Below are 26,684 nucleotides of genomic sequence, written 5' to 3' on the forward strand. Positions count from 1 at the left end.
TGGACATCCGGCCCTCAAGGATTCTCCTGGATCAGCCGCGCATACAGATCGGCATCGATGTTGCCGCCCGACAGGACAATCGCCACGGTCTTGCCCTTGGCATCCATGCGGCCTGCAAGCAAAGCCGCCAGCGCAACCGCTCCACCCGGCTCAACCACCAGCTTCAATTCGCGGAACGCAAAAGCGATGGCCCTGCCGACTTCGTCATCGGTCGCCGTCACGCCGCGCGCGCCGAGCGTGTGGTTGATGGCGAATGTCAGTTCGCCTGGGATGGACGCCATCAGCGCGTCGCAGATGGTGCGGCCCTCGGCGCGATGCGGTTCGCGATGCCCGGCGCGCAGTGAGCGCTCATGATCGTCGAAGCCTGCCGGCTCGGAGGTGATCAACTGAACATCGGCGAACTTCGCCTTGGTCGCGAGCCCAATCCCGGCCATCAATCCACCGCCCGATGCAGGCGCGGAGACAATGTCCGGCACGATGCCGAGGGCGGCGAGATCTTCGGCGATTTCGCGGCCAACCGTCCCCTGACCGGCGATCACCCACGGATCGTCGAACGGCGGAACGAGCGCGGCTCCGCGCTTTGTCGCGATGCCGCGGGCGATCTGATCGCGGTCTTCCTTGTCGCGGTCGTAGAGCACGACTTCCGCGCCATAGCCCTTGGTGCGTTCGATCTTGGAGACCGGCGCGTCAGACGGCATGACAATGGTCGCCGGCATCTTCAGCATTTGCGCCGCTGCGGCCACGCCCTGCGCATGGTTGCCGGACGAGAACGCGACCACGCCCGCATTGCGCGCCTCGGGGCGCACCGACGCAAGCTTGTTGTAGGCGCCACGGAATTTGAACGACCCGGTCCGCTGCAGCACTTCCGGTTTCAGGAAGACTCGCGCCCCCGTGACAGCGTCCAGCGCGGGAGATGAAATCAGGCGCGTCCGCACCGCTACGGGTGCGAGAACGCGAGCGGCGGCATCGACATCGGCGATTGTCGGAAGAGAAGACTCGGTCATAGGCTGGTTTTATCCCGCCCGGTGACGTGCAGGCAAGACTTCCAGCCGGGCAAGCCGCGAGCGTGGAAGCCGCGGCTCGGCGTACGCCTTAGGCTGCCGTGCGGACCCGCGCCAATATTCCGCGAAGCTTATCGCCCTTGGCAGGATCCGATGACCGCAACTGATTGACGTTGTCGATAAAGGCCCGCGCGCAAACCTCCCAGGTCTGCTTCAGGGCAAACTCGCGGCAGCCCTCGCGCGAGAGCGTCAGCGCCTGCAGGCACGCCGCCTTCAAATCATTGCTCAATACACCAACCGGCGCATCACCAATCACATCCAGCGGACCAGTTACAGGCAGCGCCGCGACCGGCACGCCGCTGGCCAATGCTTCCAACAGCACAAGGCCGAAGGTATCGGTCTTGCTTGGAAACACAAACACGTCGGCAGCGGCATAAGTGCTTGCAAGCTTCTCGCCCTGCATCGCGCCGAGGAACACCGCGTTCGGATATTTCTGCTCAAGCTCCGCACGCGCCGGACCGTCACCAACCACGACCTTGGTGCCAGGAAGATCGAGTTCGAGAAACGCCTCGAGATTCTTTTCGACAGCAACGCGGCCGACCGACAGGAACACCGGTCGAGGCAGTCCAAGATCGAACGGCATCGGGCGAAACTGCTTCGCATCGACGCCACGCGGCCACAACACGACATTGCGGAAGCCGCGGCCACGAAGCTCCTGCCCCAGCGCCGGGGTTGCCGCCATCACCGCGTGACTGGCACCGTGGAAATAGCGCAGCCCTGCCCAGACCCATGATTCCGGAATCGGAAACCGGGCAGAGACGTATTCGGGAAACCGGGTGTGGAAGCTGGTGGTGAACGGGATTTTCCGTTTCAGGCAGTAACGCCGCACCAAGATTCCAATCGGACCTTCGGTCGCGATGTGGATGTTATCGGGATGCGCGTCCTGGATCAGGCGAGCGATCTTGCCTGGCGTTGGAATGGCAAGGCGCAGATCGGGATAGCTCGGCAAGGCGACGGTGCGAAACGATTGCGGCGTGAGGAAGCTGATATCCACGCCCATCGACGCTGCGGCTTCCGCCATCATGGTCAGGGTGCGCACCACACCGTTAACCTGCGGGTGCCATGCATCGGTTGCGACGAGGATACGCATCAAGCGGCCTTCGCCGTTGCGACGCGGGGGACCGGCTCCGTTCGTTGCAATGGACCCGTCCAGGTCAGGATTTCGAAACGTCCGTCCTCGTGCTCGACCAAGGCGGTGCAACTTTCGACCCAGTCGCCGCAATTCATGTAGCGAATGCCATTCTCATCGCGGATCGTTGCGTAGTGAATGTGGCCGCAGATCACACCGTCCGCACCGTGACGCTTGGCTTCGCCGGCGAGCGTCTGTTCGAACGCGCCGATGTAGTTGACAGCGTTCTTGACCTTCAGCTTCGCCCATTGCGACAGCGACCAGTACGGCACACCGAACAACTTTCGGAAAGCATTCACGAGCCGGTTCATCTGGATTGCAAAGTCATAGGCCTTGTCGCCAAGGTGAGCGAGCCAGCGCGCGTTCTGCACCACAAGATCGAAGATATCGCCGTGGATCACCAAGTAGCGCTTGCCGTCAGCGCCTTCGTGAATGGCCTGCTCGACGACTTCAACACCACCGAAATGCGTTCCGTAATAGGAGCGGAGAAATTCGTCGTGGTTACCTGGAATGTAGAGGACACGCGCGCCTTTGCGGACGCGACGAAGCATCTTCTGCACGAAATCATTATGCGATTGTGGCCAGTGCCAGTTGGACTTCAGCGCCCAACCGTCGATGATGTCGCCGACAAGGTAAATCGTGTCGGCATCGTGGACGCGGAGAAAATCGAGAAGACGGTCGCATTGCGAACCGCGAGCTCCGAGATGAACGTCGGAGATAAACAAGGTGCGAAAGCGTCGTTCGGGACTGCTGTCGCTCATCGTCTGCCTTTCCATACGGCGCCCCTTACCAAAATCGTATGACAGCGTGATGAACGATCAGGCTGCCTTTGAGCTGGCGGTACGCTCGAAACAAACCAGCGTGTAAATGCCGAACGGAGCAACTTTGCGCCGTTCGACAAGGGTGGTGTTGTCATTTGATTGCGCCCAGGCTTGAAGCCGGGAGAACGGAAATTCCGGACGCAGACCGAGCGCGCGGGTCTTTTGTGCTGCCCAGCGCTCGACCGCTGCCGCCATGCCCACTTCCGAATAGAGATGATTAACGAGAATGATGCGGCCGCCCGGCTTCACCACACGGTGGCATTCGGACAGGACCCGCTCGGGATTGGCCACCAGCGTGATGACGAACTGCGCTACGACGCAGTCGAAGGTCGCGTCCTCAAAGGTCATGTTGTGCGCGTCCATCTGCTGGACGGCCTTCACGAACGGATACTTGCCGCTGGCCATTTTCTGCCGGGCCTTCTCCAGCATCGGCGCGCTCATGTCGATGCCGGTGATTTCCGTGCGGTTGTCGTAGTCGTCGAACGACAGTCCGGTTCCGACCCCGACTTCCAGAATTTTCCCGCCGATGGCGCGCGCCGCGGCGGCAGCAGCGCGGCGGCCCTTCACCATCACCGGCCCGCACACCGCATCGTAAATCGGCGCCCAGCGAGCATAGGCGGTTTCGACGATGGACTTCTCGAGATCGGTGGAGGTCATCTTCGTTCCAATAAGCAAAGTCTGACTGGAATCAGACGGTTTGAGCGCTTATTGGCGATTAACAGCAGAGTGCGACAAACTGGCGACAATGGGCCGCACGCCTGTCATCCTTCATTCTCGAAGGCGTGGAAATGGTGGATCGGCCCGTGGCCATGGCCCACTCCAAGCTGGTCGGCCTTGGCAATGGCGGCGCTGATATAGGCCTTGGCCTGACGGACGGCGCTTGCCAGATCCTCGCCTTTCGCCAGGCCGGCTGCGATGGCGGACGAGAGAGAGCAGCCGGTACCATGGGTGTTCTTCGTGGCAATGCGTGCCGCAGCCAACCGGACGATATCGTCCCCACTCAGGAGGTAATCGACGCTCTCCGGGCCCTCTCCGTGCCCGCCTTTGACGAGAACCGCGGCGCATCCCATGGCCAGCAAGGCCCTGCCCTGACGCTCGACGTCAGCCTCAGTCGCCGCGACAGTTTCATTGAGCAGCGCCGCCGCTTCCGGGAGGTTCGGCGTGATAATGGTCGCGCGCGGAAACAGCTTTGTGCGCACCGCATTGATCGCGTCCGGCGACAGCAGGCGATCGCCCGATGTCGCCACCATCACCGGGTCGACCACGACATATTTGGGTGACCAGCGATCGAGGCCCGCGACAATCGCGTCGATCACCTCATGACGGGAGACCATTCCGATCTTCACGGCTTTGACATCGAGATCGCTGAAGACAGCATCGATTTGCGCGGTGACGAAATCTGCGGGTACGTCGTGGATACCTGTCACGCCTTGGGTGTTTTGCGCTGTCAGCGCCGTGATCACCGAGGCGCCGTAGACGCCGAGCGCGGCAAACGTCTTGAGATCGGCCTGGATACCCGCGCCGCCACCCGAGTCTGAACCGGCAATGGTGAGCGCAATCGGTTTGCTCATAACGTTCCCAACAAAATCACGTGTTCGTCGACCCAGATCTCCCTGCTACAGGGTCTAGCGCGCAGGACCGAGCCCAGCAAGCCGACTTGCCACCGCGGATGATTTTAGGCTCTATGCGGAGTGAGTTTTATGGCATTTCCGGGAGAGTAGCGATGGTGCCCTTCTTTGTTCAGATCAAATGCAAATTGGGCCAATCCTATGCGGTTGCCAATGCGCTCGCGGAAGCCGAGATCGCCTCCGAGATCTATTCGACCGCGGGCGACTACGACCTGCTGGTGAAATTCTACGTCGAGAGCAGTACGGACATCGGCCATTTCGTCAACGAAAAGGTCCAGATCATTCCTGGCATTCAGGACACTTACACCATCATCACCTTCAAGGCGTTCTGACGGGAACAGCTTAGCAGACGGGACGGTTCAGGAGATTTTTGCGAGCACCGGTGCGTCCGGGTCCTTTTCGCCGTCCGCGATGGTTGCAATGGCGGCGACCGGCGTGTCCCGCAGCCGCTTCAGCCCCAGATAGCGCTCGCGCAGGATCACGAAGATGCCCGCGCCTGCGACCACTACGGCGCCGATGATGACGTAAAGCGTGGGCACCTCACCAAAAAACCAGTAGCCCAGCAGGAAGGCCCACAGCATGGCTGTGTAGTCGAACGGCGCGAGAAACGATGCCGGGGCGAACCGGTAGCTGTCGTTAAAAAAGATCTGGCCAAGCCCGCCGGTGATGCCCACTCCGATCAGCAAAACAACGTCTAACGTACTTGCGGGCATCCGCCAGCCGAACGGGGCGGTCAACAGCGAAACCAGCATCACCAGCAGCGTCATGAAAATGACGATGGACGACGTGGTCTCTGTCGCCGTAAGTCGCCGGATCTGGATCGACGCACCGCCGGAGGACAATGCGTTCAGCAGCGCAAATATCAGGCCGAGGATCACCGAGGACGTAAACGCAGCGTGCGCACCAAAGTAAGGCGTCAGCATCAGGACCACGCCGCCGAAGCCGATGACCACAGCCGACCAGCGATAGGCGTGCACTTTCTCCTTGAGAAACACGGCTGCGAGCACCACCGTGATCAGCGGCGCGACAAAGGCGATCGCCGTGAAATCCGCGATCGGAATTCGCGCAAGCGCCGCAAACGTGCAGAACGTGCCGACGACGCTGAAGATTCCACGCACCAGATGATCGGACGGCCGCTTCGTTGTCAGCGCACCGCGCAGTTGCCCCCGCCAGCCGAACACGATGAGCACCGGTATCAAGGCAAACAACGAACGGAAGAATGCAACCTGCCCCTCGGGATAGGCACCCGCGAGGTAGCGCACTTGCGCCCCCATGATCGCAAACATCAGCGTACTGATGACCTTGAAGGAAACCGCTCTGACAATATGCATTGAAGTGAAACGAATCCCGCAGCGAATGTGAATGGACAAAGCACGCAGCATGAGGCGGGAAAAGTCCCGTTTCCAGCATGACAAGATCCAGCGCTATGCAGTGGGAACGTATGACCAGCTCAGGCCTTCTTGGGCGGACGTGGCGGGCCTTCCACCGGCGGCAGTGACTTGAGATAAGTCGCCATCGCGCTGCGATCAGCATCGCTGAGCTGGGACGTGTTCTTGATCACCGGCACCATCAATCCGCCAGCGGTATCACCGTCCGGCAGTTCACCGGTCTTCAGGAAATAGGCGATGTCCTTATCAGACCAGTCCTTGAGCCCCTTCTGGGTGATGTTCGGGACCCACCCCTTGCCTTCCGGATTCGGTCCACCGGCAAATCGCTGCGACGACACAATGCCGCCGAGGAAATTGCGCGGGCTGTGACACTCGGCGCAGTGGCCGAGTGTGTTCACAAGATAGGCTCCGCGATTCCATTCCGCCGACTGCTTCGGGTCCGGCGCGAACGGCTTGTCGTCCATGAACAGGAATTTCCAGCCGCCGACCAGGCGGCGGATGTTGTAGGGAAACTCGATCTGATGCGGACGCGGCCTTCCCGACAAGGGCGGCAAAGTCTTGATGTAGGCAAACAGGTCGCGGATGTCCTGCGTCGTCGCATGCGTATAGGAGGCGTAGGGAAACGCGGGAAAATAGTGCTCGCCGCTGGGCGAGGTGCCCTTCTTCATGGCGGTGACGAAATCTGCTTCGGTCCAGTTACCGATGCCGTTCATTTTGTGAGGCGAGATGTTCGGCGCGTAGAACGTTCCAAATGGCGAATGAAGGGCGAGCCCTCCGCCCAGCATCGTACGTGGCTCGCCCGCAACCCCGTGGCAGGACGTGCAGCCACCGGCATTGAAAACGGCCTCTCCATGAGCGACGTCGGGCGTGTAGGCCGGCAGGGCTTCCGCCGAAACCACCGCAGGGATGGTGATGAACCAAAACGTCCCAAGGCCGGCAATAACAGCGGCGATCACAAGCACACATAGCTTCCGCCACATACGCGCCCCCAGAGAAAAGAAAGAACAGGAACCAAAAAACTCTCGCCGGTGTTCAAATCATATCCGTAATTCAATCAGGAGAGGAACCATGAACAACGGTTTCGCAATCACTACCTCGGTACTCAGCGTGCTGATCGCGTTCGGTGGCGCAGCACAGGCCGAAAAAATGACCATGAAGGTCAACCTTACAAGCGCAGCGGAAGTGCCTGCCAATACAAGTCCGGGCAAAGGCACGGCTGATATCAATTTCGATTCCGCGACCAAGGCACTGACCTGGAAGGTGACCTATTCAGGCCTCACCGGTCCCGCGACTATGGCACATTTTCATGGTCCAGCAGAAGCCGGCAAGAACGCGCCTATTGTTGTGCCTTTCAAAGACCCGGCCAGCGGTGCGGAAGGCAGCGCCACCCTGACGGATGCCCAGGCCGCGGACTTCATGGCGGGCAAGTACTACGTCAACGTCCACACCGCGGCCCATCCGGCCGGCGAAATTCGTGGACAGGTTACGAAATAGTCCAACGACCCGCGAACTTTCGGATGCAAAGAGAAAGGCGAGGACCGACGGCCCTCGCCCTTTGTGCATCAAATACCGTTGAAGATCAGCTGTTCTTCACGCGGAATGTTTCGTGGCACCCGGAGCAGGCCTTACCGATGGTCGGAAGGTTCACCTTCAGCGAATCAAGATCCTTCACCTGGGCCTTGGCCTCAGTCACGGCCTTTGCAAAACTGGCAATTTTGGCGTCGAAGTCGCTCTTGCTTTCCCAGATTTTCGGCGACGGGCTGTAGTCACCATCAGCCTTGGCCCCCTTCACGCTGTCAGGATAAAGCGTCGGCAACTTCTTTGCCGTGTCGTCAAGCTGAGCAAGCGCCGCGCTCACCGCTGCCTGATCATAAGGCTTCTCGCCCTTGACCATCGGGCTGAGAACGCCGCCCAGGTTCTTGCCGTTCGACTTCATCAGCGTCTTGCTCTGATTGACCAGATCTTGCTGAGCGGCGACGGCACCGATGCCGAAGAGAACAGCGACGCTCGCGAGGATAATACGCTTCATTCAGAAAAGCCCTCCGGGTTCATTACAACGACTTCGAAGATCACTAAGCCCACCATCCCTGTTGCAGCATGACAAGCCCAACATTTTTTTGCTGTGCAGGGAATTTTTACAGACGGTGCCGCCGCTGATGCTCGGCGATCGTCATCCAGACACGTTCGGCGGTCGCCGGCATGTCGATGTGATCGATCTTGTACTCGCGCCACAGCCCATCAATGATCGCGTTGACCACGGCCGGACATGAGCCGATCGCGCCCGCCTCACCCGCCCCCTTCACACCGAGCGGATTGGTCTTGCACGGCACATTGTGGGTCTCGAACGTTATTGACGGGCCGTCGGCTGCACGCGGCAGGGCATAGTCCATGAATGTCCCTGTCATGAGCTGGCCGTTGAGATCGTAGACCGCCTGCTCCATCAGGGCCTGACCGATGCCCTGGACCGTGCCACCGTGAACCTGCCCCTCGAGCAGAAGCGGATTCAGCGTGACGCCGAAATCGTCGACGATCACGTAATTCACGATGCGGATCCGGCCTGTCGCCGGATCGATTTCGACTTCCACGACGTGGGTGCCGTTCGGATAAGTGCCGTCCGCACTGTTGAATGCCTCGCTCGCCATCAGCTTGGACGGATCGGATGAGCGTTTAGCGATATCGGCAAACGACATTGAACGATCGGTACCGGCAATCTGCACAAAGCCATCGCGGATTTCGAGATCAGCCGCACTGGTCTCGAGTGCGTCGGCGGCGATCTCTTTCAGGTTTACACCGAGTTTGCGGGTGGCGCGCTGGACGCTCACGCCGCCTGAGGGGATCGAACTCGAGCCACCAGTACCAAGCCCCGTCGCCACGACATCAGTGTCACCCTGCAGGATATGAACGCGTTCAGGCGACAGTCCAAACTGCTCCGCCACAATCTGGGCGTACGCGGTCTGGTGCCCCTGCCCGCTCGATTGCGTGCCAATCAGGATGGTGACATCGCCGTTGGGATCAAGCCGCACCTGGGCAGTCTCGTCCTCTCCCATCGTGCCACAGACTTCGACGTAGGATCCAAGACCAATCCCGCGCAGCAGGCCTTGTTTCTTGGCCGCTTTGAGGCGCTTCGGAAATTCCTTCCATTCGACAATGTCCATCGCCCGCTTCAGATGCGCCGCGAAATCACCGGAATCGTACACCTTGCCGGTGGCTGTGGTGTACGGCAGCGCTTTCGGCGCGATGAAATTCTTGCGGCGGATCGCATCGGGCGTCATGCCAAGCTTGCGCGCGGCCGCATCCACAAGCCGCTCAACAACATAAGCCGCTTCCGGCCGCCCTGCACCGCGATAAGCATCAACCGGGACAGTGTTGGTGAACACCGCACGGATCCGGCAATAGAAGGCCTGAATGTCGTAAAGCCCCGGCAGCATCCCGGCGCCGCCGTGAGGAATGTAGGGGCCGAATGTCGAGAGATACCCGCCCATATCGCCCATCAAATCGACATCCATGCCGAGGAATTTGCCGTCGGCAGCAAGCGCCATGCGGGCGGTCGTCACATTGTCGCGTCCCTGGGCGTCACCCAAGAAGTGGTCCGAGCGCTCAGCTGTCCACTTCACGGTCCTGCGCAGCTTGCGCGCCGCCACGGCAACCAGCGCATATTCGCGATATGGAAACAACCGAGTGCCGAAGCCACCACCGACATCCGGGCAAATGACCCGCATCTTGTCCTTCGGAATTTTCAGCACATTCTCGCACAGGATATCGCGAAGGCGGTGACTGCCCTGACTGCCAATCGTTAGCGTAAAGTGCTCGCGTTTGACGTCGTACTCACAGACGACCGCTCGCGGCTCCATATAGTTCGTCACAACGCGTGGATTGACGATGGAAATCTCCGCGACCGCGTGCGCATCCTTGAAGGCAGCTTCGGTCTTCGCCTTATCTCCGATCGAGGTGTCGAACAACACGTTGCCCGGATGATCAGGCCAGACCTGCGGGGCATCCTTCTTGACAGCGTTGTTTAAGCCGATGACGGCCGGCAACGGCTTCCATTGCACAACGATTGCCTCAACCGCATCGCGCGCCTGATCCATAGTCTCGGCGACGACAAATGCGATGGCATCACCGACGTGACGCACCGTGTCCCGAGACAGGATCGGATAAGGCGGCGCGGTAAATGGCTCGTCCGGCAGATTGAACAAACACGGCAGGACGCCGAGATCGGCTGTATCTTCAGCCGTCAAAATCGCCGCCACACCGGGAAGCTTGCTGGCAGCGGAGGTATCGATCGTGAAATTCGCGTGAGCATGCGGCGAGCGCAGAACCAGTGCATGCAACACCGGCCCTGACGCATAGTCATCCGTGTAATGGCCCTTGCCGCGAATAAGAGGGTCGTCTTCCTTACGGGTGACGCTTTGACCGACGCCGAATTTTACGGAAGCCATGAATTCTCCAACTGCAATCTGGAACGCTTCTAATTCCATATTGCAGCGGATCACACCGAAGCGCAAATGACTTTAAGGGCGAATGAGCGCGCGCAGCCAGCGTCTGCCGAACAGAAGAATCACACAAACGCCATAGACAATCGCCCCGATCAAAATCAAGATTCCGAGAGCGGACTCGTCACGCAGCGACGTCATTCCTGCAAGAGCCGAAGCAGTCCAGCGCGACGTTGCCCACAGTGCGGCGGCCAGTATCACGCCTGATAACGCGAATTTAATCAGCGACATCAAGAAGGAGCGGTCGAATTCAAGATAATTGCGCCGCACTGCGAACAGCAACACCAGCAAGAGATTGATCCATGCACCGACCGCTGTCGCAAGCGCGAGACCGATCTGAGCAAGCGACCCCATCAACGCAAATTTCAGCACAAGATTTGCCGAGAGCCCGGTGAGAGACGCTTTTACCGGCGTCGCAGTGTCTTTGCGGGCGTAGAACGTGGCAACCGCGCTGCGGATCATCACGAACGGGATCAAGCCGATCGCATAGGCCGCGAGCGTCGCGCCCGCCGCCGCCGCGTCGGCTTTCGAGAACGCGCCACGAGCAAACATCGCGCGCATGATGATGTCCGGCACCGTCAGGAAGGCCGCGACAAACGGAACGGAGAACAGCAATGTGAACTCGAACGCGCGGCGCTGCGAGGCCATCGCGCCCGCATGATCGCCGGCGGTGATGCGGCGCGACATCTCCGGGAGCAAGACCGTACCAATGGCAATCCCGATCACACCGATCGGCAATTGGTTCAGGCGGTCAGCATAATACAATGCGGACAACGCGCCGGCCGCGAGGAACGTCCCGATAATCGTATCCGCGAACAACGCGACCTGCGTTCCCATGGATCCTAAGGTCGCAGGGCCAAGCGCGCGGAAAAACGCACGAACGTCGTCGTCGAGTTTGAGCGAGCTGAACGTCGGCAATACGCCGTTGCGTGCGGCATCGCCCGCAAGAAGGAAAAATTGCAGGAAGCCCGAAATGAGAACGCCCCATGCCGCGGCGTGGCCAGCGGTCGGAAAAAACGCAGCAAACGCCAACGTCGCCATCATGGACAGGTTGAGGAAGATCGGAGCGGCTGCAGCGCTCGCAAAGCGATGCATCACATTGAGCATGCCGCCATAGAGCGTGACCAAGGTGATCAGGAGCAAATATGGAAAAGTGATCCGCGTCAGCGTGATCGCAAGCTCGCGCTGCGCAGGATCGTCGGTGAATCCCGGCGCCAGGATGGCCATCGCCTGCGGCATGAACAGCAATGCCGCCGCGAGCAGCACGAGCTGGGTCACGAACAGGACGGTAAAAATCCGGTTGCCGAACAGCTTGGCTGACGGCGCACCGCCGCGACCATAGACATGCGCATAGGCCGGAACAAAGGCCGCGTTGAACGCGCCTTCGGCAAAGATCGCCCGAAAATGGTTCGGCAGCCGCAACGCCACGAAGAACGCGTCCGCGACCGGGCCCGCGCCGAGGATCGCCGCCAGCATGATGTCACGCGCGAATCCGGTGATACGCGAGAGAAGGGTATAACCGCCGACGGTGAAAATTCGCCCGAGCATGCGCCGCTTCTACAACATGCTGCGGCGGCGCAAAATGCTCAAATTATCAGCTAACCGCGTCGCACACAGCCTTGATGACGCGATCCTGGGCCGCCGGATCAAGGTAGGCATGCATCGGCAGGCTGATCACGTCCTGGGACAGCTTCTCGCTGACCGGCAAACCGCCTTCCGCCACTGGATAATGCTTGTAGGCGGTCTGCTGATGCATCGACTTCGGATAATAAATGGCCGTCGGAATGCCCTGCGCCTTCAGCGCATCCGCAAACACATCGCGCTTGGCGCTGTTGGGCAAGCGGATGGTGTATTGTGCCCAAACCGAGGTATTCCCTGCCGTGACGTTCGGCACGGTCACGATATCACCGAGTGTATCGGAGTAACGGCTTGCAACCCGGTTGCGTGCCGCGATCTCGTCCTCGAAAATCTTCAACTTCTCGATCAGGATCGCCGCCTGCATGGTGTCGAGACGAGCGGTCAACCCGAGGCGGACGTTGTCGTATTTCTCGCTGCCCTGCCCGTGCACGCGCACGCTGCGTAACCGCTCGGCGAGATCAGCGTCGTCAGTGAAGATCGCGCCACCGTCCCCGAAGCAGCCGAGCGGCTTGGCCGGGAAGAAGCTTGTTGCGGTCGCGAGACCGAAAGTTCCGAGCCGGCGGCCCTTGTAGGTCGCCCCGAACGCCTGTGCCGCATCGTCGAGAACGAAGAGACCTTCGCTCTTTGCAACCTTGCCGATGGCATCGTGATCAGCACTCTGGCCGAACAGATCGACCGGGATCACGGCTTTGACCTTGAGGCCGAGCTTGCGCGCAGTGCCAATGCCGACCTTCAGGGAGACGATGTCGATGTTGAACGTCGCTTCATCGACGTCGACAAACACCGGCGTAGCCCCCGTCAACGCGACGACTTCACCGGTCGCGCAAAACGTAAATGACGGACAGATGACGGCATCGCCCGGGCCAACGCCCTGGGCCATCAACACCATCAGCAGCGCATCCGTACCGCTGGCGCATGCGACAACATGCTTGGCGCCGCAGAAGGCAGCCAGATCGGCTTCGAGCTGGGTGACTTCGGGACCGTTGATGAACTGGCAATGCGTCAGCACACGCGAGACAGCATCATCGATCTTGCTTCCCAAACGACGGCGCTGGGCGCCGATATCGATGAAAGCCACAGGTTCTGGTCGCATATGCTGGTTCATGATGCCTTGCCGGACTGAAAATCAAATTGAGACGTGCTTTTAGCCCGCAACGACGCGGGGACCCTTGCGCAGCGGCTGCGCGATGGAGCCGGCCGGAGCCTCTAGGCACTTGATCGCGATCTCGAGACTGGCGACCCCTTCATCGCCTGTCACCGCTGGAGCCTTGCCCGAGCGAACTGCATCGAGAAATGCAATCAACTCGGCCCGCAGCGGCTCATCATGCCCTACCGACAGATGCCGCATCGAATAGCTCCCATCGCGCTGAAAGCCAAAACACTCCGTAACCTGGCGCGTGAGCAAGTCGCCTTGGATATACTTGCCGCGCGTGGCCACCGTCACGCTGCGCGCCTTGAACGGAGTGAGCCAGTTCGTATTGATGTGAGCGAGAACGCCGGACGCGGTGCGAAACTGCAGCAGTGCAATATCTTCACGCTCCGCCACGGCACTCGCCAATTGCGGCTGAACATCGATGATGTCGGACTCTGTGAACCAGCGGATGAGATCAATATCGTGCACGGCGAGATCGATGACGACGCCGACATTGGACATGCGCGGCGGAAACGGCCCGACGCGCGTTATGCCGATGGAAAGAATTTCCTCGTCCTTGATCGCCTGCTTGATCGCGGCCACGGCCGGATTGAAGCGCTCAACGTGCCCCACCATCAGCGTGACGCCGGCCGCACGGGCGGCGTCGACGATTTCGTGGCCTTCGTCAACCGACGGTGCGATGGGCTTTTCGACGAGAATGTGAACCTTGCGCGCAATACAGGCCAGCGACACCTCGCGATGAAGGTGGGTCGGCGCAGCAATGGTCACCGCGTCAACGCCCGCATCGAGCAGTTCTTCGAGCGTGTTGAACGTCCGGCACCCGATCATCTGCTCGGCGCGCGTGCGATGCGCAGCCAACGGATCGACGATACCCGTCAGGGACACGCCTGGCAGACCAGCCAACACGCGGGCATGGTTGGTCCCCATGACACCGGCACCGACCACGCCAACGCGCAACGTCTGCACGTCGCCCGGGTTGCCCTTAGCCGACACATTCGAACTCATCGATGAAACCCCTGAACTTCGCCACGCGGCGGCGCTCCCCCCGACCCGCGTCGAGACCGTCCTAGCACGCTGTCACATGTGTGGCGAACACCTGCCGCTGCAATTCCCTACACGTTTTGATGCAAAGAATTACACTTTTAGGTGAGTTATAACCAATTGAGAAGACTTATTTTTTCGGCGCGGAGCGCTTAGGAACGCCGGTAGTCATCCTCGATGCGGATAATGTCGTCCTCACCCAGATAGCTGCCGGTCTGGACCTCAATCAACTCCAGCGGAATTTTGCCGGGGTTTTCCATCCGGTGAGTCGCGCCGATCGGGATGTAAATCGACTCGTTCTCGTGCACGATCTTCTGCAGTTCGTTGACTGTGACGAGCGCCGTTCCGCGGACCACGATCCAGTGCTCAGACCGGTGGTGATGCTTCTGCAACGACAAACGGCCGCCCGCCTTGACGATGATGCGCTTCACCTGATGACGGTCACCGATATCAAGCGATTGATAGGAGCCCCAGGGCCGGTGAACCTTGATGTGGTCTTCCGTGACCTGAGGGGCCACCGTTCGCAACTTGGTCACTAGCCGCTTCAATCCGTTGGGATCGCTCTGGCGTGAGACCAGGATTGCGTCCTGCGTCGCGACCACCACGAGATCCTCAACGCCCTCAAGCGCGATCAGAGCCTTGTCTGACGACACGTTGCAATTGCGCGAGTCCTCGAACACGGCGACCCCCTGTGCGACGTTGCCGTCGGCGTCCTTGCCGGACAACTCCCACACCGCATGCCAGGAGCCGACATCGGACCATCCGCACGATACCGGGACCACCGCCGCCTGCTTGGTTTTCTCCATAACGGCGTAGTCGATTGAGATCGACTTTGCTTTGCCGAACGACTCCAGCGGAAGCGTGACAAATCCAAGATCACGTCCGGCGCTGTTGACCGCTTCATCCAACATGGCGACACTTTCCGCATCGACGCCGCGATATTCATCCAGCAACATTTTCGCGCGGAACATGAAGTTACCCGAATTCCAGAGATATCCGTCCGACACATAACCGGCCGCTGTCTCGGCATCAGGCTTCTCGACAAATTTTTCAACGGCCTGAACGTCTCCTGTGATGGCTTCGCCCGGACGAATGTAACCGTATTCAGTTGCTGCACGCTCGGGCAGCACGCCGAAGGTGACGATGCGCCCCTCCGCAGCAACGCGTCGGGCCCTTCTGCAGGCATCCACAAATGCGTTTGTATCGCGCACCACATGATCGGCAGCCAGCGCCAGCACAACTGCGTCTGGATCACGCATCAAAGCAAATGACGCCCCCGTCGCGATCGCGGGACCGGAATCGCGCCGCGCCGGCTCGAGCAGAACATCGGCCTCTAGACCGATCTCGTTCAACTGCTCCAGCACCATGAAACGATAACCAGCATTGGTGATGACAATCGGCCGCTCGAACAACTCAGGATCGCTGACGCGCAGCATCGTCTCCTGAAACGTTGAATTCGGACCAAACAAACGGAGAAACTGCTTCGGACGCCCTTCGCGCGAAGCTGGCCATAGACGGGTGCCAGCACCGCCGCACATGATCAGGGGAATGATACGATCGCTCATGTATCCTCAAGCAGTTAGATTCTTACAGTTGATGATAGTCCCGATACCACGTAGCAAACTTGGCAATACCATGTTCGATCGAGGTCGATGGACGAAAACCGACTTCGCGCATTAAATCATCAACGTCTGCATATGTCGCAGGCACATCACCTGGCTGCATCGGCAGCATTTCCTTGATCGCACTCCGTCCGAATTCCTTCTCGAGGATTGCAACCACCTTCATCAGTTCTTCAGGATTGTTGTTACCGATGTTGAAAATTCGCCAAGGCGCTGTGCTCGTTCCTGGATCCAACGCGGCGGCGCCCGGAGCGTCCTTTCCTTTCGGCGCATGATCGATCAATCGAACGATCGCCTCGGCGATGTCATCGATGTAGGTAAAATCCCGACGCATGTTGCCGTGATTGAAAAGCTTGATCGGCTTTCCTTCCACGATAGCCTTGGCAAAAATAAACATCGCCATATCCGGACGTCCCCACGGTCCATAGACAGTGAAGAACCTCAAACCCGTGGAAGGAAGGCGATAGAGATGGCTATAGGCGTGCGCCATCAACTCATTTGCTTTTTTTGAAGCTGCATAAAGGCTGATGGGATGATCGACGTTGTCGTGCACCGAAAATGGCAGCTTGGTGTTCGCTCCATAAACGGATGATGAGGAAGCAAACAACAAGTGCCGACAATCATTATGCCGGCATCCTTCCAGAACGTTCGTGAAACCTTCGAGATTCGCATCGACGTAGGCGTGCGGATGATCGATCGAATAACGCACGCCGGCTTGTGCGGCGAGGTGAATGACGACGGGGAACCGATGTTTGTCGAATAGCGCCTTCATCCCGGAACGATCAGCAAGATCGAGCTTCACGAAATCGAAGTTTGGATCATTCTTGAGAAGACTTAGGCGCGCATCCTTCAGTTTCGGGTCGTAGTAGTTGTTGATGCTGTCCAATCCGACAACGCGGCGACCAGCCTGCAGCAACCTCTGCGCGACGTGAAAGCCGATAAATCCCGCTGCACCGGTGACCAGCACTGCATCATTTGACATCTTTTCCACCATGAGACGACTACAACCGTTATAACACGACGCATGGTGGTAGCGTCGCACGATCAAGCTTTATCTTGACGTCAAGCACCAGCCCCTGCCCCTCTCTCAACAACTTCGAATGGCCCATCAATCGGCGCCGACGCGCTCTTAATTGTGCAGTTGCAACAATGACAGCTGGACCGGGCTGCAATGTGTCAAAACTCGTTCACGTCGCGCCACATTCATGCATCGTCTCTATAGCTGCCCGACACCGAGGGTTCGTGTGCACCTTTGATGACTTCGGCAATCCGAGTTTATTGAACAAGACAAACTCTCGTCTCAGACAAATATCGATTCAAACATCAAGGCGGCTAATTCATTTCCGACAATGAGCATCCCGACACCCAGGAATATTTTGGCTGTTGCGGCTCGACACAGAGCAGAGCAATTCAACATCGCCCTTATAGCCTCCCCGTTCCTATTGGCGCTATCCCAAAGCCGTCCGGTCCAATTGAATTTAAATGACTATTTCCGGTCACCACGGCGTGACCGTCGCAATAGGCCCCAGCTTTGCTATTGCCAGACCAATTCTAAAGCCATACGAAGGCCCTGAAAATAGGCCGACAACCATGGCGGTCTGCGCCGGTTTCGGCTGTCCTCGTATCAACAATCTCGGTCCGGAATGCGCGGATTTCTCCTTCTAGCCGCTCGGATATTGATCTCCGCGGCCCTCCTCTATTTCGCGCTGCGTGGCATCAATTTCACGGCCATACAGTCGCGCCTGAGCCAAATTAGTGTCGGCTGGGTGCTGCTTTCGGTTATCGCAACCATCTTTCAGATTTTCCTGGGCGCGCTGCGCTGGCGGGAAATCAGCGTGAACTGCGCTGCACCGCTCGGGACCGGGCAGGCCTTTCGCTACAACATGATCGGCACATTCTTCAACCAAACGCTGCCCTCGAGCATCGGCGGCGATGCCATGCGGCTTTGGCTGGTCAAGCACACCGGCGCCGGGTGGCGGGCGGCAGCGTATTCCGTGCTGGTGGACCGCGCGGTCGGACTGATAGCACTGGCCATCATTGTGGTCGCAAGCCTGCCATGGAGCTATCAGCTGATCAGCAATGATCACGGTCGAATTGCGCTACTGCTGATCGATCTGGGAGCTATTTCGGCTGGGCTGGGATTTCTGCTTCTCGGCCGCTTGCCGTGGTCTTGGCTAAAGACGTTTTGGCTTACGCATCATATCTACGCGTGTTCGGTTATTGCGAACCAGGTGATCTTCAACCGCCGCAGCGGCCCTAAAATAGCGGTTCTCTCGCTTCTCATTCATGTCATGGCTGTTGTCATCGCATGGTGCGCAGTGCGCTCCATCGCTGCGGCCGCCGGCTTTGAACAGCTGTTCATGCTGATCCCGCCGATCATGCTGATCACTATGCTGCCGATCTCGATTGCCGGCTGGGGCGTCCGCGAAGCGACGATGATGGTTGCTTTCGGCTATGCTGGACTGGCACAGACAGACGGCACAGTCGTTTCGCTTTTATTCGGAGCGTCGTCCTTCATTGTCGGCGCAATGGGCGGTCTTGTCTGGATACTGAGTTCAGAAAAAACGAGCCAATCCGACCATGTGCCGGACAGCCTGACGCAGATCTGACAAAGAGGCCGAAGTACCCACCCGGTTTGTTAGATCGCCTTGATCTTGAAGAAAGCGAAGACGACCATTTTCAGCAGCATCACGCCGTGGCGGAAGCGGGATATCTGGGTTTCACCATAAGATCGCGCCGCATAACGGATAGGCAGATCGATCGTTTTCAGATTCAGCTTCGACGCGCCGAAAATGAGATCAAAATCCCCAAACGGATCGAAGTCCCCGAAGTAGGCTTTTCCGTCGCGCAGTCGATAATAATCGGAGCGCCGCATGACTTTGGTGCCGCAAAGCGTGTCCGTATACCGTTGGTTTAGAAGCCACGAAAACAGGTAAGAGAAGATCTTGTTGGCGATGAGGTTCAGGAACCGCATCGCGTCATCTTCGAGAGGATACACAAGACGGGATCCATTGATAAACTCGCCCCGACCCGTCTTGATCGCCTCCCAGAATTTCGGCAGCTGCTCCGGCGGCATCGTGAGATCCGCGTCAAGAATCATCAATACGTCGCCGCGCGCAACATCGTAGGCCGTGAAAACCGCATCGGCTTTGCCCTTGCCGGGCTGGACCATGGTCTTGATGTCCTTATCGGGATATGCGGCTTTGACACGCTCCATTTCCTCAAAAGTGCCATCCTTGCTGTGGCCCTCGATGAAGATGATTTCCATGTCGTCGCAGAAAGCCGGTATCCGCTGAATAGCCGGCTCGATGTTACCGCGCTCATTGCGCGCTGGGATAACAACACTCACCGATTTCAAATCTTCATTCGCTGCTGGCACAGAGCGGCAAACCGAATAGTGGCGCAGTGCGAAAAACCGGAAGCCCGGCAAGACACTGATGAACCTGTTGATGATTTTTCCCAGCCCGAACAAAGAAACCGGCATCAACACACGCCGTTCCGATTTCACGAAATCAAAATCAGCAAGCTCGGCCAGGGCTGCGACATCCGCTGGCGCGAGAACATTCTGCTCGGGCAGAGGCATACGCCGACCAGTCTTCTCCGCCAGCTTCAGTACAGGTCGCCACAGGTGGGAGAAATATCCAATGACAATACGTGTTTCGCGTGTGCAGAGCGGATGGAGTTGCTCGAAGAATTTCTGAATGTCTTCGAGCGAGCCGATCGTATCCAAGACGAGAATGTAATCGAACTTTCCGCTGATCTCGGCAATCGCTTTAGGGTCTTCTGCATCACCGACCTTGAACGTCAGGTCAGGATGACGCTTGCGGGCTTCTTCAATGAGCGACGGGCTGAAATCGACTCCTAATCCGAATGCAGGCTCAAGCGCAGCAAGCGTGTCGCCGGTACCACAGCCGATTTCAAGAACACGCGCGTGTTTTGGAATCAAAAACCGCAAATAGGTTTCATCTTCGCGATGGAAAAAAGACGCCTTGCGCCGCCATTCCGAACGAGTAGCCGCAAATTTCTCCGAATGCGCGAGTATCTCCCGCTTCCGGGCCGAACTTGAAAATGGGGTCATTTGATTACGCTTGATCGGAAAGTCGTGGGAAATTGGCGAAAATTCGCTCCGGCGGCTTTATGCTCTGCCTGTCAGCATTTCACAAGTATCAGTACAGGTTGCAGCCGTTCGCCGCAAATCTGCAGTTCAGATTAACGATACCCCTAGCACCGATCGATGCGTGAACCATTTCCCGCCATGATGAGAGATTCGCAATCCGGGAACTTCCGTTGTAGAAGCTCGCGAATTTTGGACCTGTCGAGACGAATATTCGTTGAAGGGTAAACACGCCTTTCATCACTAAAAAGACGAAAACCTACGCGTTTCGCACCTGTCATTGATCACCGAAGGTCGCCAGCTCGCGACAGTTTCTCCCTTCACAAAGAAAGTGAAATAACGCATCTCATTGGAAAAACTTGCGCGGGAGCACACGGTCCATTTCTCCGGCCCTGACTGCGCTTCATTTGTCCCGATCTCGGAAATCTCCGAAGCACCAGCCCCCTTCATCGAGCTGGTAATTTTGTGAATCGCATCAAATAAAGTCCGCTGCTGCTTCGAATCTGGAGCAGGATCCGCCTGGACCGTCTCCTGCACGTCAAAAAAGAAGGTGCACCCACTCAGCAGCGATACAGCAAGCAAGGCCTGCATGAAACGAAAGACACTCGACACCACCAACTCCCGATATACCGCTTTACTATCGTTTGTTTCCGCGAAAGAAAAGCACGCAGTCCTCTCCAATAAATATCCGCTTGACTGAGCAGTACCTGGGATTCACCGGTGCCAGTGAAACGATATCCGCCCAAAGCGTTGCCACATATTGGAAGTCCGGCTAGATGTTCAAGATCATTCCGGCAAGCAATCCTGACAACATGAGTTTTTCCCTCGCAATAGCGATCTTGGCCGCATCCTGCGTTACCTGCGTATTGCTCATTATCGTCCTGCGCCCTCTTCTCCAGCGCTATGCCCTTGCGCGGCCAAACGCTCGTTCGTCACACGTCATTCCGACGCCGCAGGGCGGTGGCGTCGCCGTGATTGTGACTACGATTGCCGTGGCGGTGATTTCCGGCGCTATCATTGCACTGACGTTCGATGTCGCATTTTTCGCCTTGCTCATCTCGACCGTCTGTCTCGCAGCAGTTGGCGCTTTTGATGACTTGCGTCCCATGCCCGTGTTGCCACGCTTCACTCTTCAAGCGCTCACGGTGGCACTGATCCTCGCGACACTCCCGGAACAATTCCATCTGGTCAAAAGCATTCCTCTATGGGGCGAGCGAGCAATATTGCTGCTCGGCGGCCTTTGGTTCGTCAATCTTGTGAACTTCATGGACGGTCTCGATTGGATGACGGTCGCGGAAATTGTCCCAATCAGTATCGCGCTAGGCGTGTTCGGCTTGTTCGGCGTATTGCCGCCTGCTCCAACACTGCTCGCGGTCGCACTCTGCGGCGCAGTTATCGGTTTCGCTTTCTTCAATCGGCCCGTTGCCAAGCTGTTCCTCGGCGATGTCGGTAGCCTGCCTATCGGTCTGTTAGTGGGATGGTGCCTTCTGCACCTCGCTGGCAGCGGCCACCTCGTCGCCGCTGCCCTTCTCCCGCTCTATTATCTGGCCGATGCAACGATCACGCTGCTGAGACGGCTGCTGAACGGCGAGAGAGTTTGGATTGCCCATCGCACGCACTTCTATCAGCGCGCGACGGACAATGGCTTCAGCGTTCTGCAGGTGGTGACGGAGGTGTTTGTTCTCAACGTCGTCCTTGCCGTTCTGGCGACACTCATTCTGTTCACAACGTCGCCATATGCGCCCCCCCTTGCGCTTGCAGCGGGCATAGGCTGTGTCGCCTTGATGCTCATGCGCTTCTCCCGTCGCCGATCGTAGCCAATGTCCCGAATCCAAAGACTTTGCACTCCGAAGTTCGCCGTAAGGACTCGCGCGGAAAGCGGACTTATGCTGCCCCAGCCTTGAACTCCGGAACAGCGTCCTTAAGCACGGCGACAATCACATTGCGCTGCTCGCCACTGACGGCTTTTTGAAGGGTGATCAACCACGTCTGTAGCGCATCAAGCGGAGGCTCATTCGGACGCGCCGCAACGATCCCTTCGATGCCGATATCCGCTGTCGGCTCTTCATGGGCGAACAAGATTTCATTCATCCTTTCGCCCGGCCGCACGCCTGTAAAGACGATGTCGATATCGTAACCCGGCTGCAAGCCGGACAGCTTGATGATGCGCTCTGCAAGATCGACGATTTTCACAGGCTGTCCCATGTTCAGCACATAGACCGACACATCGGGGCGTACCGGAGCAAGAGCATGTGTGGCAGCTGTGACCACGAGGTCACATGCCTCGCGAATAGTCATGAAATAACGGACCATGTCAGGATGCGTCACGGTGACCGGGCCGCCCGCTTCAATCTGCGCCTTGAACTTCGGCACAACCGATCCGTTTGAAGCAAGGACATTACCGAAACGAACCGAAATCAGCCGCATCGGCATCTTACCGTTCACATCACCGGCCAAATGCCGGTCAAGCGCCTGACAATACATTTCGGCAAACCGCTTTGTCAGTCCAAGCATCGATACCGGCTCAATCGCCTTATCGGTCGAAATCATCACCATGGCCTGAGCACCGGCGGCCGCTGCGGCATCCGCGACATTGACCGTGCCGAAAATGTTGGTCTTGACACCTTCACCCCAGTCACGCTCCAGAATCGGGACGTGCTTGAGCGCAGCCGCGTGAAACACGATGTCCGGCTGAAACGCGCTCAACAGATGTATGATGCGTTCACGATCGCGAATATCCGCGATCCGACCTTCAATCTCGGCGTTGGGAAACTTGGCAATCAGACTTTCAGTCACCGCATGCAACGCGGGCTCAGCATTCTCGATAATCAGGAGACGTGATGCACCGAAAGTTGCCGCCCTGTCGCATATCTCCGAGCCGATCGAACCGCCACCGCCGGTCACGACGACAGACTTCCCGCGAACGAATTCCTCCAGGCGCTGGTAATCGATCTTCACACTCGGCCGGAGCAGCAAATCTTCGACTGCGACCGGAGCAAGCCTCGGCGTTTCGCCACTGGCTTCGAGCGACGGTAAGCGGCTCACAATCAGACCGAGCTTGCGCGCCCGCATCAAAACTGATTCCGGCGAAGCATCTGCTTCGAATGCCGACGGCAACATAACGACGCGTTCGATCGGCTGCTGCCGACGGACAAAGTCTTCGACAATGTCGGCGAGATAATCCACCCCGCTCAACACAGGAACACCACGGATCGCCTGCCCGCGATCGGCCTGCGACGGCGACAAGATGCCGACCGGCCACATCCGCCTCACCGCACCGCTTTCGATACCGCGCAGCAACACTTCGGCGTCCGCTGCACGGCCGATCAAGATTGTCGGCGTGGAATCTTGCTTACGTGCCTGATTGATTGTCCGCGTATACCGGAAATACCGGTAGGCAACGCGCGTGCCGCCGAGGGCAAATATCTGCAAAAACCAGTAGATGATGATCGTCGTCTTGCCGAAAAAGTACGTCCCGTAAACATTGGGAGCGATGAAAATATAATCGAGCACCAGCAGCGCTAACGCCAAAACCGTCGACGCTTTCACGATATTGAAAAGATCGGGCAGCGAGATGAACCGCCACTTCGTAACGGTCAGCTTGAAGACATAACAAACAACGATGCTCAGCAGAATGAAGTATGGCAAAATGCGCCAGAGCAGCGGCAAACGTTCCAGCAGCCCGCCGCCCTCAAAGCGAAGATAGAAGCTGGCAAGGACAGCAAATATCGTCGCCAGCGCATCGTGGGCCGCGATCAGAGCATTCCGCCATGTCAGGTTCGTAAAAGATCTGATCATGGTTGCATCAGCCCCTCTTCAGCAGAACCCGATATTGTTTTCGGACCAGTTCCAACTGAAGAACCGCGAATACGAGACAGCATGCCTCCAGTTACACCGACCGCCAGCACATAAATCCACCCCTCGCCAAAGTCAAAAAGATGGGAGTTGAAGAGAGAGCTCACGAAATTCTCAACCACCGCGGCCAAACCGATCCAGGAGATCAACCCGGGCGTTGAAAACATTTTCAAGTGCGCAAGCCACATTGCGTAAAGCACAACACAGCCAAGCAGCCCCCACTGAACGGCAACATTCAGTGTTTGGTTGTGAGGATTTCCAATAATTTCGGCTGAGACGCCTTTTTTTCCGACCGCATCTTTTTCAAACAGCGTTTTGGTCGATCCGGTGCCGTTGCCAATCAAAGGTGCGTTCTGGATGAATTTAAGCGACTTGCGCCAGTATTCGAGGCGCAGCCCCGTCGAGGTTGACGCGTTTTGGTCGTGATATTCCTCGTATTCCACCGCTACACTATCCGTCCGCATGCGTAGATAGGGCGATGATGCCCAAAACACCGCCCCCGCAGCAATTGCGACGGCAAGTATGATCAACACGCCTCGGCGCTTGAAGTGCAGTAGCGCAAAGACCAGAAGCAGAAAAGGCACGCAGACCCACACGGTCCTCGAGCTGACAACGAACGCCATGTTGCAAAGGAATGCGACGCTCACCACAAGCAATGCCGTTGCGCGCCGCTTGAAATTCGCACGCCACAAATAGACGGCGGCACCGAGCCCCCCAAAAGCGCACAGTGCAAATTCCTGGCTCTGCACGATATAGTTTTTCACCGGAACGCCCGGAGTGCGCGACGGATCAAAGGCCATACGGGGCGCGATAAAAATCAGCCACGAGGTCAGCATCATCAAGGTGCACGACCCTAAAAATGCGAGGACAACCCAAAATCCGCGCTGCGATGTTTCGAAATGGTAGATGAGCAGCGGAATCGCCAATAGCTTGGCCACCGGATTGATGCCGTGCAGCCGGGCAGCCCATGGGACATCCGTGGACCAAAGCGTTCCAACGACGGCCAACACAAACAATGCAAGCGGCAACGCAGACGCAGGCCGCTTCAGTGATTGCAAAAAGCGCTCCGCCTCGAGTGTCGGGAGCAATGTCAAAAACCAGAGAACAGCGAAAACCGCCACCAGTGACGTGGACCACGGCAATGACACCGCCAGAAGGATGATGAAGACATCCGCGGCTCTGGCCCATACCGCAGGACCGCGCCAAAGCGACGGGGCCACCGCGATATCGCTGGATGTATTTGCGGTCATGCCCTGTTCTCTCGCGCGCGCTTTACGAGCGATGTCGTACTATGCCCTGGCAGGATATCGACGAGCACAACCTCCCCGCCGTTTGCCGCGACGATTTCATGGCCGACCACCTGCTCGCGGGTATAATCGCCCCCTTTCACCAACACGCTTGGCTTGATCCGCGCGATGAGTTCCAAAGGCGTATCCTGTTCGAAGATCACGACGAGATCGACCGCTTCCAGCGCGGCAAGCACCTCAGCACGCGCGCGCTCATCCTGCACCGGCCGCTCGGGTCCTTTGAGCCGCCGCACCGATGCATCGCTGTTAAGACCGACAATCAAACGATCGCATGCGGCTCGCGCCTGGGTCACAACCCGGACGTGACCCGGGTGCAGGATATCAAAGCATCCATTGGTGAAGCCCACCCGCAGCCCTTCGCTGTGCCATTCAGCCAGGTGTGCATCCAGATCAGCCGTGCTCGACGCAATCTTCTCCTCCGCCGCGAGCGACGCGTGGGGCAGGATCTTGCGTCGCAGCTCGGCCAGCGAAACTGTCGCCGTTCCCGGTTTGCTCACCGCCACTGCGGCAGCGGATGTCGCGCAGCGCAGCGCGGTTTCCCAATCCGCTTTCGCCGCCAGCGTAACCGCCAAGGTCGCGACAACTGTATCACCCGCGCCTGACACATCGCGAACCTTCGCGGGTTGTGCAGGAACATGAATGAGGCTCCCATCGCGATGCGCGAGTGTCATGCCATGCTCGCTCTGCGTCACCAGCACTGCCTCGGCGTCGGCCGTGCGCAACGCTTCAATCGATGCCTCGGCGATATCGTCATCAGATTGGATTCGTCGTCGTGTCGCTTCAGCGAACTCTTTGCGGTTCGGCGTGAGGAGGGTCGCCCCACGATAAATTGCAAAATTCGCACTCTTCGGATCGACGATCACCTGCTTGCCAAGCTTACGCGCCGCATCGATGACATTGCGTATCACGCGAGCGGTGAGCACGCCTTTTGCGTAGTCGGACAGCAACACGACGTCTGCACGTGGCAAAGCGGCGACAACGGCGTCAATGAGCTTCTTCTCGATATCTTCGGATGCAGGGGCAGCCAGTTCCCAATCGGCCCGGAGCATGTGGGTGGAGAAGTGCTCGGACACGAACCGTACCTTCCGCGTCGTGGGCCGGGCCGGGTCGATGACCAGAGCCAGCTCAATCAGCTTTTCCTTCGCGAGTTCCGACTTGAGCACGCTGCCCGCGGCATCGTCGCCGATCAGGCCGACAAAAATACAACGCGCGCCCAGCGAGGCGATGTTGCGCGCGACGTTGCCGGCACCACCGACGTTAAGCTCGCTCCGCTGAGCCGCAATCACCGGCGCCGGCGCTTCGGGTGAAATGCGCGAAACCTCACCATAGACGAATTCGTCCAACATCAAATCGCCGACGCACAACACGGTCTGGCGGCCAATCGCTTGCGACAGCGCGTCAAAATCAAACATGAGAACGCCTGTGTCCTTTATG

At 58.3% G+C, this 26,684-nt stretch carries 23 protein-coding genes; 4 read left to right on the forward strand and 19 right to left on the reverse strand.

Annotated elements, in window-relative coordinates:
- Positions 1-14: 14 nt before the first annotated feature.
- The 5 genes from ACP0KA_RS03205 to thiD all read right to left on the reverse strand — a co-directional run bounded on the left by ACP0KA_RS03205 (position 15) and on the right by thiD (position 4,582).
- Positions 15-1,004, reverse strand: coding sequence for a threonine ammonia-lyase (locus ACP0KA_RS03205; RefSeq protein WP_424627392.1), 990 nt, complete (start codon positions 1,002-1,004; stop codon positions 15-17).
- Positions 1,005-1,092: 88 nt separating this feature from the next.
- Positions 1,093-2,151 (reverse strand): glycosyltransferase family 4 protein, encoded by a 1,059-nt coding sequence (locus ACP0KA_RS03210; protein WP_424627393.1) that lies wholly within the window; start codon positions 2,149-2,151, stop codon positions 1,093-1,095.
- On the reverse strand, positions 2,151-2,951 hold the full coding sequence (locus ACP0KA_RS03215; RefSeq protein WP_424627394.1) for a UDP-2,3-diacylglucosamine diphosphatase: 801 nt from the start codon (positions 2,949-2,951) through the stop codon (positions 2,151-2,153). The genes ACP0KA_RS03210 and ACP0KA_RS03215 overlap by 1 nt, the downstream gene beginning before the upstream one ends.
- Positions 2,952-3,008: 57 nt before the next feature.
- On the reverse strand, positions 3,009-3,668 hold the full coding sequence (locus tag ACP0KA_RS03220; RefSeq protein ID WP_424627395.1) for a class I SAM-dependent methyltransferase: 660 nt from the start codon (positions 3,666-3,668) through the stop codon (positions 3,009-3,011).
- A 104-nt stretch (positions 3,669-3,772) separates the two neighbouring features.
- Positions 3,773-4,582 carry a bifunctional hydroxymethylpyrimidine kinase/phosphomethylpyrimidine kinase gene (gene thiD, locus ACP0KA_RS03225; RefSeq protein ID WP_424627396.1) on the reverse strand — a complete coding sequence of 270 codons (810 nt, stop codon included), beginning with the start codon at positions 4,580-4,582 and terminating at the stop codon, positions 3,773-3,775.
- 152 nt (positions 4,583-4,734) lie between these two features.
- Here thiD and ACP0KA_RS03230 point away from each other — a divergent pair, with 152 nt between their 5' ends.
- Positions 4,735-4,971, forward strand: coding sequence for an Lrp/AsnC ligand binding domain-containing protein (locus ACP0KA_RS03230; protein ID WP_424627397.1), 237 nt, complete (start codon positions 4,735-4,737; stop codon positions 4,969-4,971).
- A 27-nt stretch (positions 4,972-4,998) separates the two neighbouring features.
- Here ACP0KA_RS03230 and ACP0KA_RS03235 read toward each other — a convergent pair whose 3' ends face one another.
- Together ACP0KA_RS03235 and ACP0KA_RS03240 are read right to left on the reverse strand one after the other, a co-directional pair.
- Positions 4,999-5,970: a DMT family transporter gene (locus ACP0KA_RS03235; protein ID WP_424627398.1), complete on the reverse strand. Its 972-nt coding sequence runs from the start codon at positions 5,968-5,970 to the stop codon at positions 4,999-5,001.
- Positions 5,971-6,089: 119 nt separating this feature from the next.
- On the reverse strand, positions 6,090-7,007 hold the full coding sequence (locus ACP0KA_RS03240; RefSeq protein WP_424627399.1) for a c-type cytochrome: 918 nt from the start codon (positions 7,005-7,007) through the stop codon (positions 6,090-6,092).
- An 88-nt stretch (positions 7,008-7,095) separates the two neighbouring features.
- Between ACP0KA_RS03240 and ACP0KA_RS03245 the strand changes: the two genes are divergently transcribed.
- The gene (locus ACP0KA_RS03245; RefSeq protein ID WP_424627400.1) at positions 7,096-7,521 is read left to right on the forward strand and encodes a CHRD domain-containing protein; all 426 of its coding nucleotides are present in this window, start codon (positions 7,096-7,098) and stop codon (positions 7,519-7,521) included.
- Between the two features lie 85 nt (positions 7,522-7,606).
- On the opposite strand, the gene ACP0KA_RS03250 is transcribed toward ACP0KA_RS03245, so the two are convergent.
- From ACP0KA_RS03250 to ACP0KA_RS03280, 7 genes are all read right to left on the reverse strand, one after another.
- A complete protein-coding gene (locus ACP0KA_RS03250) occupies positions 7,607-8,056 on the reverse strand; it encodes a c-type cytochrome (protein ID WP_424627401.1) in 450 nt (149 codons plus the stop codon).
- A gap of 106 nt (positions 8,057-8,162) precedes the next feature.
- Positions 8,163-10,466 carry a xanthine dehydrogenase family protein molybdopterin-binding subunit gene (locus tag ACP0KA_RS03255; protein WP_424627402.1) on the reverse strand — a complete coding sequence of 768 codons (2,304 nt, stop codon included), beginning with the start codon at positions 10,464-10,466 and terminating at the stop codon, positions 8,163-8,165.
- 72 nt (positions 10,467-10,538) lie between these two features.
- A complete protein-coding gene (murJ, locus tag ACP0KA_RS03260) occupies positions 10,539-12,068 on the reverse strand; it encodes a murein biosynthesis integral membrane protein MurJ (protein ID WP_424627403.1) in 1,530 nt (509 codons plus the stop codon).
- Positions 12,069-12,114: 46 nt separating this feature from the next.
- Entirely contained in the window at positions 12,115-13,263 is a 1,149-nt protein-coding gene (locus ACP0KA_RS03265) for a DegT/DnrJ/EryC1/StrS family aminotransferase (protein ID WP_424627404.1), read from the reverse strand.
- A 39-nt stretch (positions 13,264-13,302) separates the two neighbouring features.
- Positions 13,303-14,316, reverse strand: a complete 1,014-nt coding sequence (locus ACP0KA_RS03270; RefSeq protein WP_424627405.1) for a Gfo/Idh/MocA family oxidoreductase — start codon at positions 14,314-14,316, stop codon at positions 13,303-13,305.
- Between the two features lie 188 nt (positions 14,317-14,504).
- Positions 14,505-15,917 carry a mannose-1-phosphate guanylyltransferase/mannose-6-phosphate isomerase gene (locus tag ACP0KA_RS03275; RefSeq protein ID WP_424627406.1) on the reverse strand — a complete coding sequence of 471 codons (1,413 nt, stop codon included), beginning with the start codon at positions 15,915-15,917 and terminating at the stop codon, positions 14,505-14,507.
- Between the two features lie 22 nt (positions 15,918-15,939).
- Positions 15,940-16,956, reverse strand: coding sequence for an NAD-dependent epimerase (locus tag ACP0KA_RS03280; protein ID WP_424627407.1), 1,017 nt, complete (start codon positions 16,954-16,956; stop codon positions 15,940-15,942).
- 661 nt (positions 16,957-17,617) lie between these two features.
- Between ACP0KA_RS03280 and ACP0KA_RS03285 the strand changes: the two genes are divergently transcribed.
- Positions 17,618-18,583 carry a lysylphosphatidylglycerol synthase transmembrane domain-containing protein gene (locus tag ACP0KA_RS03285; RefSeq protein ID WP_424627408.1) on the forward strand — a complete coding sequence of 322 codons (966 nt, stop codon included), beginning with the start codon at positions 17,618-17,620 and terminating at the stop codon, positions 18,581-18,583.
- A gap of 29 nt (positions 18,584-18,612) precedes the next feature.
- Here the strand turns inward: ACP0KA_RS03285 and ACP0KA_RS03290 are convergent, their stop codons facing one another.
- Together ACP0KA_RS03290 and ACP0KA_RS03295 are read right to left on the reverse strand one after the other, a co-directional pair.
- Positions 18,613-20,052 (reverse strand): glycosyltransferase, encoded by a 1,440-nt coding sequence (locus tag ACP0KA_RS03290; protein WP_424627409.1) that lies wholly within the window; start codon positions 20,050-20,052, stop codon positions 18,613-18,615.
- 279 nt (positions 20,053-20,331) lie between these two features.
- On the reverse strand, positions 20,332-20,700 hold the full coding sequence (locus ACP0KA_RS03295) for a hypothetical protein (RefSeq protein WP_424627410.1): 369 nt from the start codon (positions 20,698-20,700) through the stop codon (positions 20,332-20,334).
- Positions 20,701-20,900: 200 nt separating this feature from the next.
- On the opposite strand from ACP0KA_RS03295, the gene ACP0KA_RS03300 reads away from it, so the two are divergent.
- Positions 20,901-21,905: an MraY family glycosyltransferase gene (locus ACP0KA_RS03300; protein WP_424631477.1), complete on the forward strand. Its 1,005-nt coding sequence runs from the start codon at positions 20,901-20,903 to the stop codon at positions 21,903-21,905.
- Between the two features lie 67 nt (positions 21,906-21,972).
- Here ACP0KA_RS03300 and ACP0KA_RS03305 read toward each other — a convergent pair whose 3' ends face one another.
- The 3 genes from ACP0KA_RS03305 to rfaE1 are packed head-to-tail and all read right to left on the reverse strand — an operon-like array spanning position 21,973 to position 26,662.
- Complete coding sequence (locus tag ACP0KA_RS03305) at positions 21,973-23,886, reverse strand: SDR family NAD(P)-dependent oxidoreductase (RefSeq protein ID WP_424627411.1); 1,914 nt, start codon at positions 23,884-23,886, stop codon at positions 21,973-21,975.
- Positions 23,883-25,193: an O-antigen ligase family protein gene (locus tag ACP0KA_RS03310; RefSeq protein ID WP_424627412.1), complete on the reverse strand. Its 1,311-nt coding sequence runs from the start codon at positions 25,191-25,193 to the stop codon at positions 23,883-23,885. Before ACP0KA_RS03310 ends, ACP0KA_RS03305 begins: the two co-directional genes overlap by 4 nt.
- Positions 25,190-26,662 (reverse strand): D-glycero-beta-D-manno-heptose-7-phosphate kinase, encoded by a 1,473-nt coding sequence (gene rfaE1 / locus ACP0KA_RS03315; protein ID WP_424627413.1) that lies wholly within the window; start codon positions 26,660-26,662, stop codon positions 25,190-25,192. Before rfaE1 ends, ACP0KA_RS03310 begins: the two co-directional genes overlap by 4 nt.
- Positions 26,663-26,684: the final 22 nt, after the last annotated feature.

The organism is Bradyrhizobium sp. SYSU BS000235 (assembly GCF_049747295.1).
Taxonomy (GTDB): domain Bacteria; phylum Pseudomonadota; class Alphaproteobacteria; order Rhizobiales; family Xanthobacteraceae; genus Afipia.

Excerpts from the sequence above, each read along its gene's own strand:
- ACP0KA_RS03205 (WP_424627392.1), bottom strand. The coding sequence starts at position 1,004 with ATGACCGAGTCTTCTCTTCCGACAATCGCCGATGTCGATGCCGCCGCT.
- ACP0KA_RS03210 (WP_424627393.1), bottom strand. The coding sequence starts at position 2,151 with ATGCGTATCCTCGTCGCAACCGATGCATGGCACCCGCAGGTTAACGGT.
- ACP0KA_RS03215 (WP_424627394.1), bottom strand. The coding sequence starts at position 2,951 with ATGAGCGACAGCAGTCCCGAACGACGCTTTCGCACCTTGTTTATCTCC.
- ACP0KA_RS03220 (WP_424627395.1), bottom strand. The coding sequence starts at position 3,668 with ATGACCTCCACCGATCTCGAGAAGTCCATCGTCGAAACCGCCTATGCT.
- thiD (WP_424627396.1), bottom strand. The coding sequence starts at position 4,582 with ATGAGCAAACCGATTGCGCTCACCATTGCCGGTTCAGACTCGGGTGGC.
- ACP0KA_RS03230 (WP_424627397.1), top strand. The coding sequence starts at position 4,735 with ATGGTGCCCTTCTTTGTTCAGATCAAATGCAAATTGGGCCAATCCTAT.
- ACP0KA_RS03235 (WP_424627398.1), bottom strand. The coding sequence starts at position 5,970 with ATGCATATTGTCAGAGCGGTTTCCTTCAAGGTCATCAGTACGCTGATG.
- ACP0KA_RS03240 (WP_424627399.1), bottom strand. The coding sequence starts at position 7,007 with ATGTGGCGGAAGCTATGTGTGCTTGTGATCGCCGCTGTTATTGCCGGC.
- ACP0KA_RS03245 (WP_424627400.1), top strand. The coding sequence starts at position 7,096 with ATGAACAACGGTTTCGCAATCACTACCTCGGTACTCAGCGTGCTGATC.
- ACP0KA_RS03250 (WP_424627401.1), bottom strand. The coding sequence starts at position 8,056 with ATGAAGCGTATTATCCTCGCGAGCGTCGCTGTTCTCTTCGGCATCGGT.
- ACP0KA_RS03255 (WP_424627402.1), bottom strand. The coding sequence starts at position 10,466 with ATGGCTTCCGTAAAATTCGGCGTCGGTCAAAGCGTCACCCGTAAGGAA.
- murJ (WP_424627403.1), bottom strand. The coding sequence starts at position 12,068 with ATGCTCGGGCGAATTTTCACCGTCGGCGGTTATACCCTTCTCTCGCGT.
- ACP0KA_RS03265 (WP_424627404.1), bottom strand. The coding sequence starts at position 13,263 with ATGAACCAGCATATGCGACCAGAACCTGTGGCTTTCATCGATATCGGC.
- ACP0KA_RS03270 (WP_424627405.1), bottom strand. The coding sequence starts at position 14,316 with ATGAGTTCGAATGTGTCGGCTAAGGGCAACCCGGGCGACGTGCAGACG.
- ACP0KA_RS03275 (WP_424627406.1), bottom strand. The coding sequence starts at position 15,917 with ATGAGCGATCGTATCATTCCCCTGATCATGTGCGGCGGTGCTGGCACC.
- ACP0KA_RS03280 (WP_424627407.1), bottom strand. The coding sequence starts at position 16,956 with ATGTCAAATGATGCAGTGCTGGTCACCGGTGCAGCGGGATTTATCGGC.
- ACP0KA_RS03285 (WP_424627408.1), top strand. The coding sequence starts at position 17,618 with ATGCGCGGATTTCTCCTTCTAGCCGCTCGGATATTGATCTCCGCGGCC.
- ACP0KA_RS03290 (WP_424627409.1), bottom strand. The coding sequence starts at position 20,052 with ATGACCCCATTTTCAAGTTCGGCCCGGAAGCGGGAGATACTCGCGCAT.
- ACP0KA_RS03300 (WP_424631477.1), top strand. The coding sequence starts at position 20,901 with ATGAGTTTTTCCCTCGCAATAGCGATCTTGGCCGCATCCTGCGTTACC.
- ACP0KA_RS03305 (WP_424627411.1), bottom strand. The coding sequence starts at position 23,886 with ATGATCAGATCTTTTACGAACCTGACATGGCGGAATGCTCTGATCGCG.
- ACP0KA_RS03310 (WP_424627412.1), bottom strand. The coding sequence starts at position 25,193 with ATGACCGCAAATACATCCAGCGATATCGCGGTGGCCCCGTCGCTTTGG.
- rfaE1 (WP_424627413.1), bottom strand. The coding sequence starts at position 26,662 with ATGTTTGATTTTGACGCGCTGTCGCAAGCGATTGGCCGCCAGACCGTG.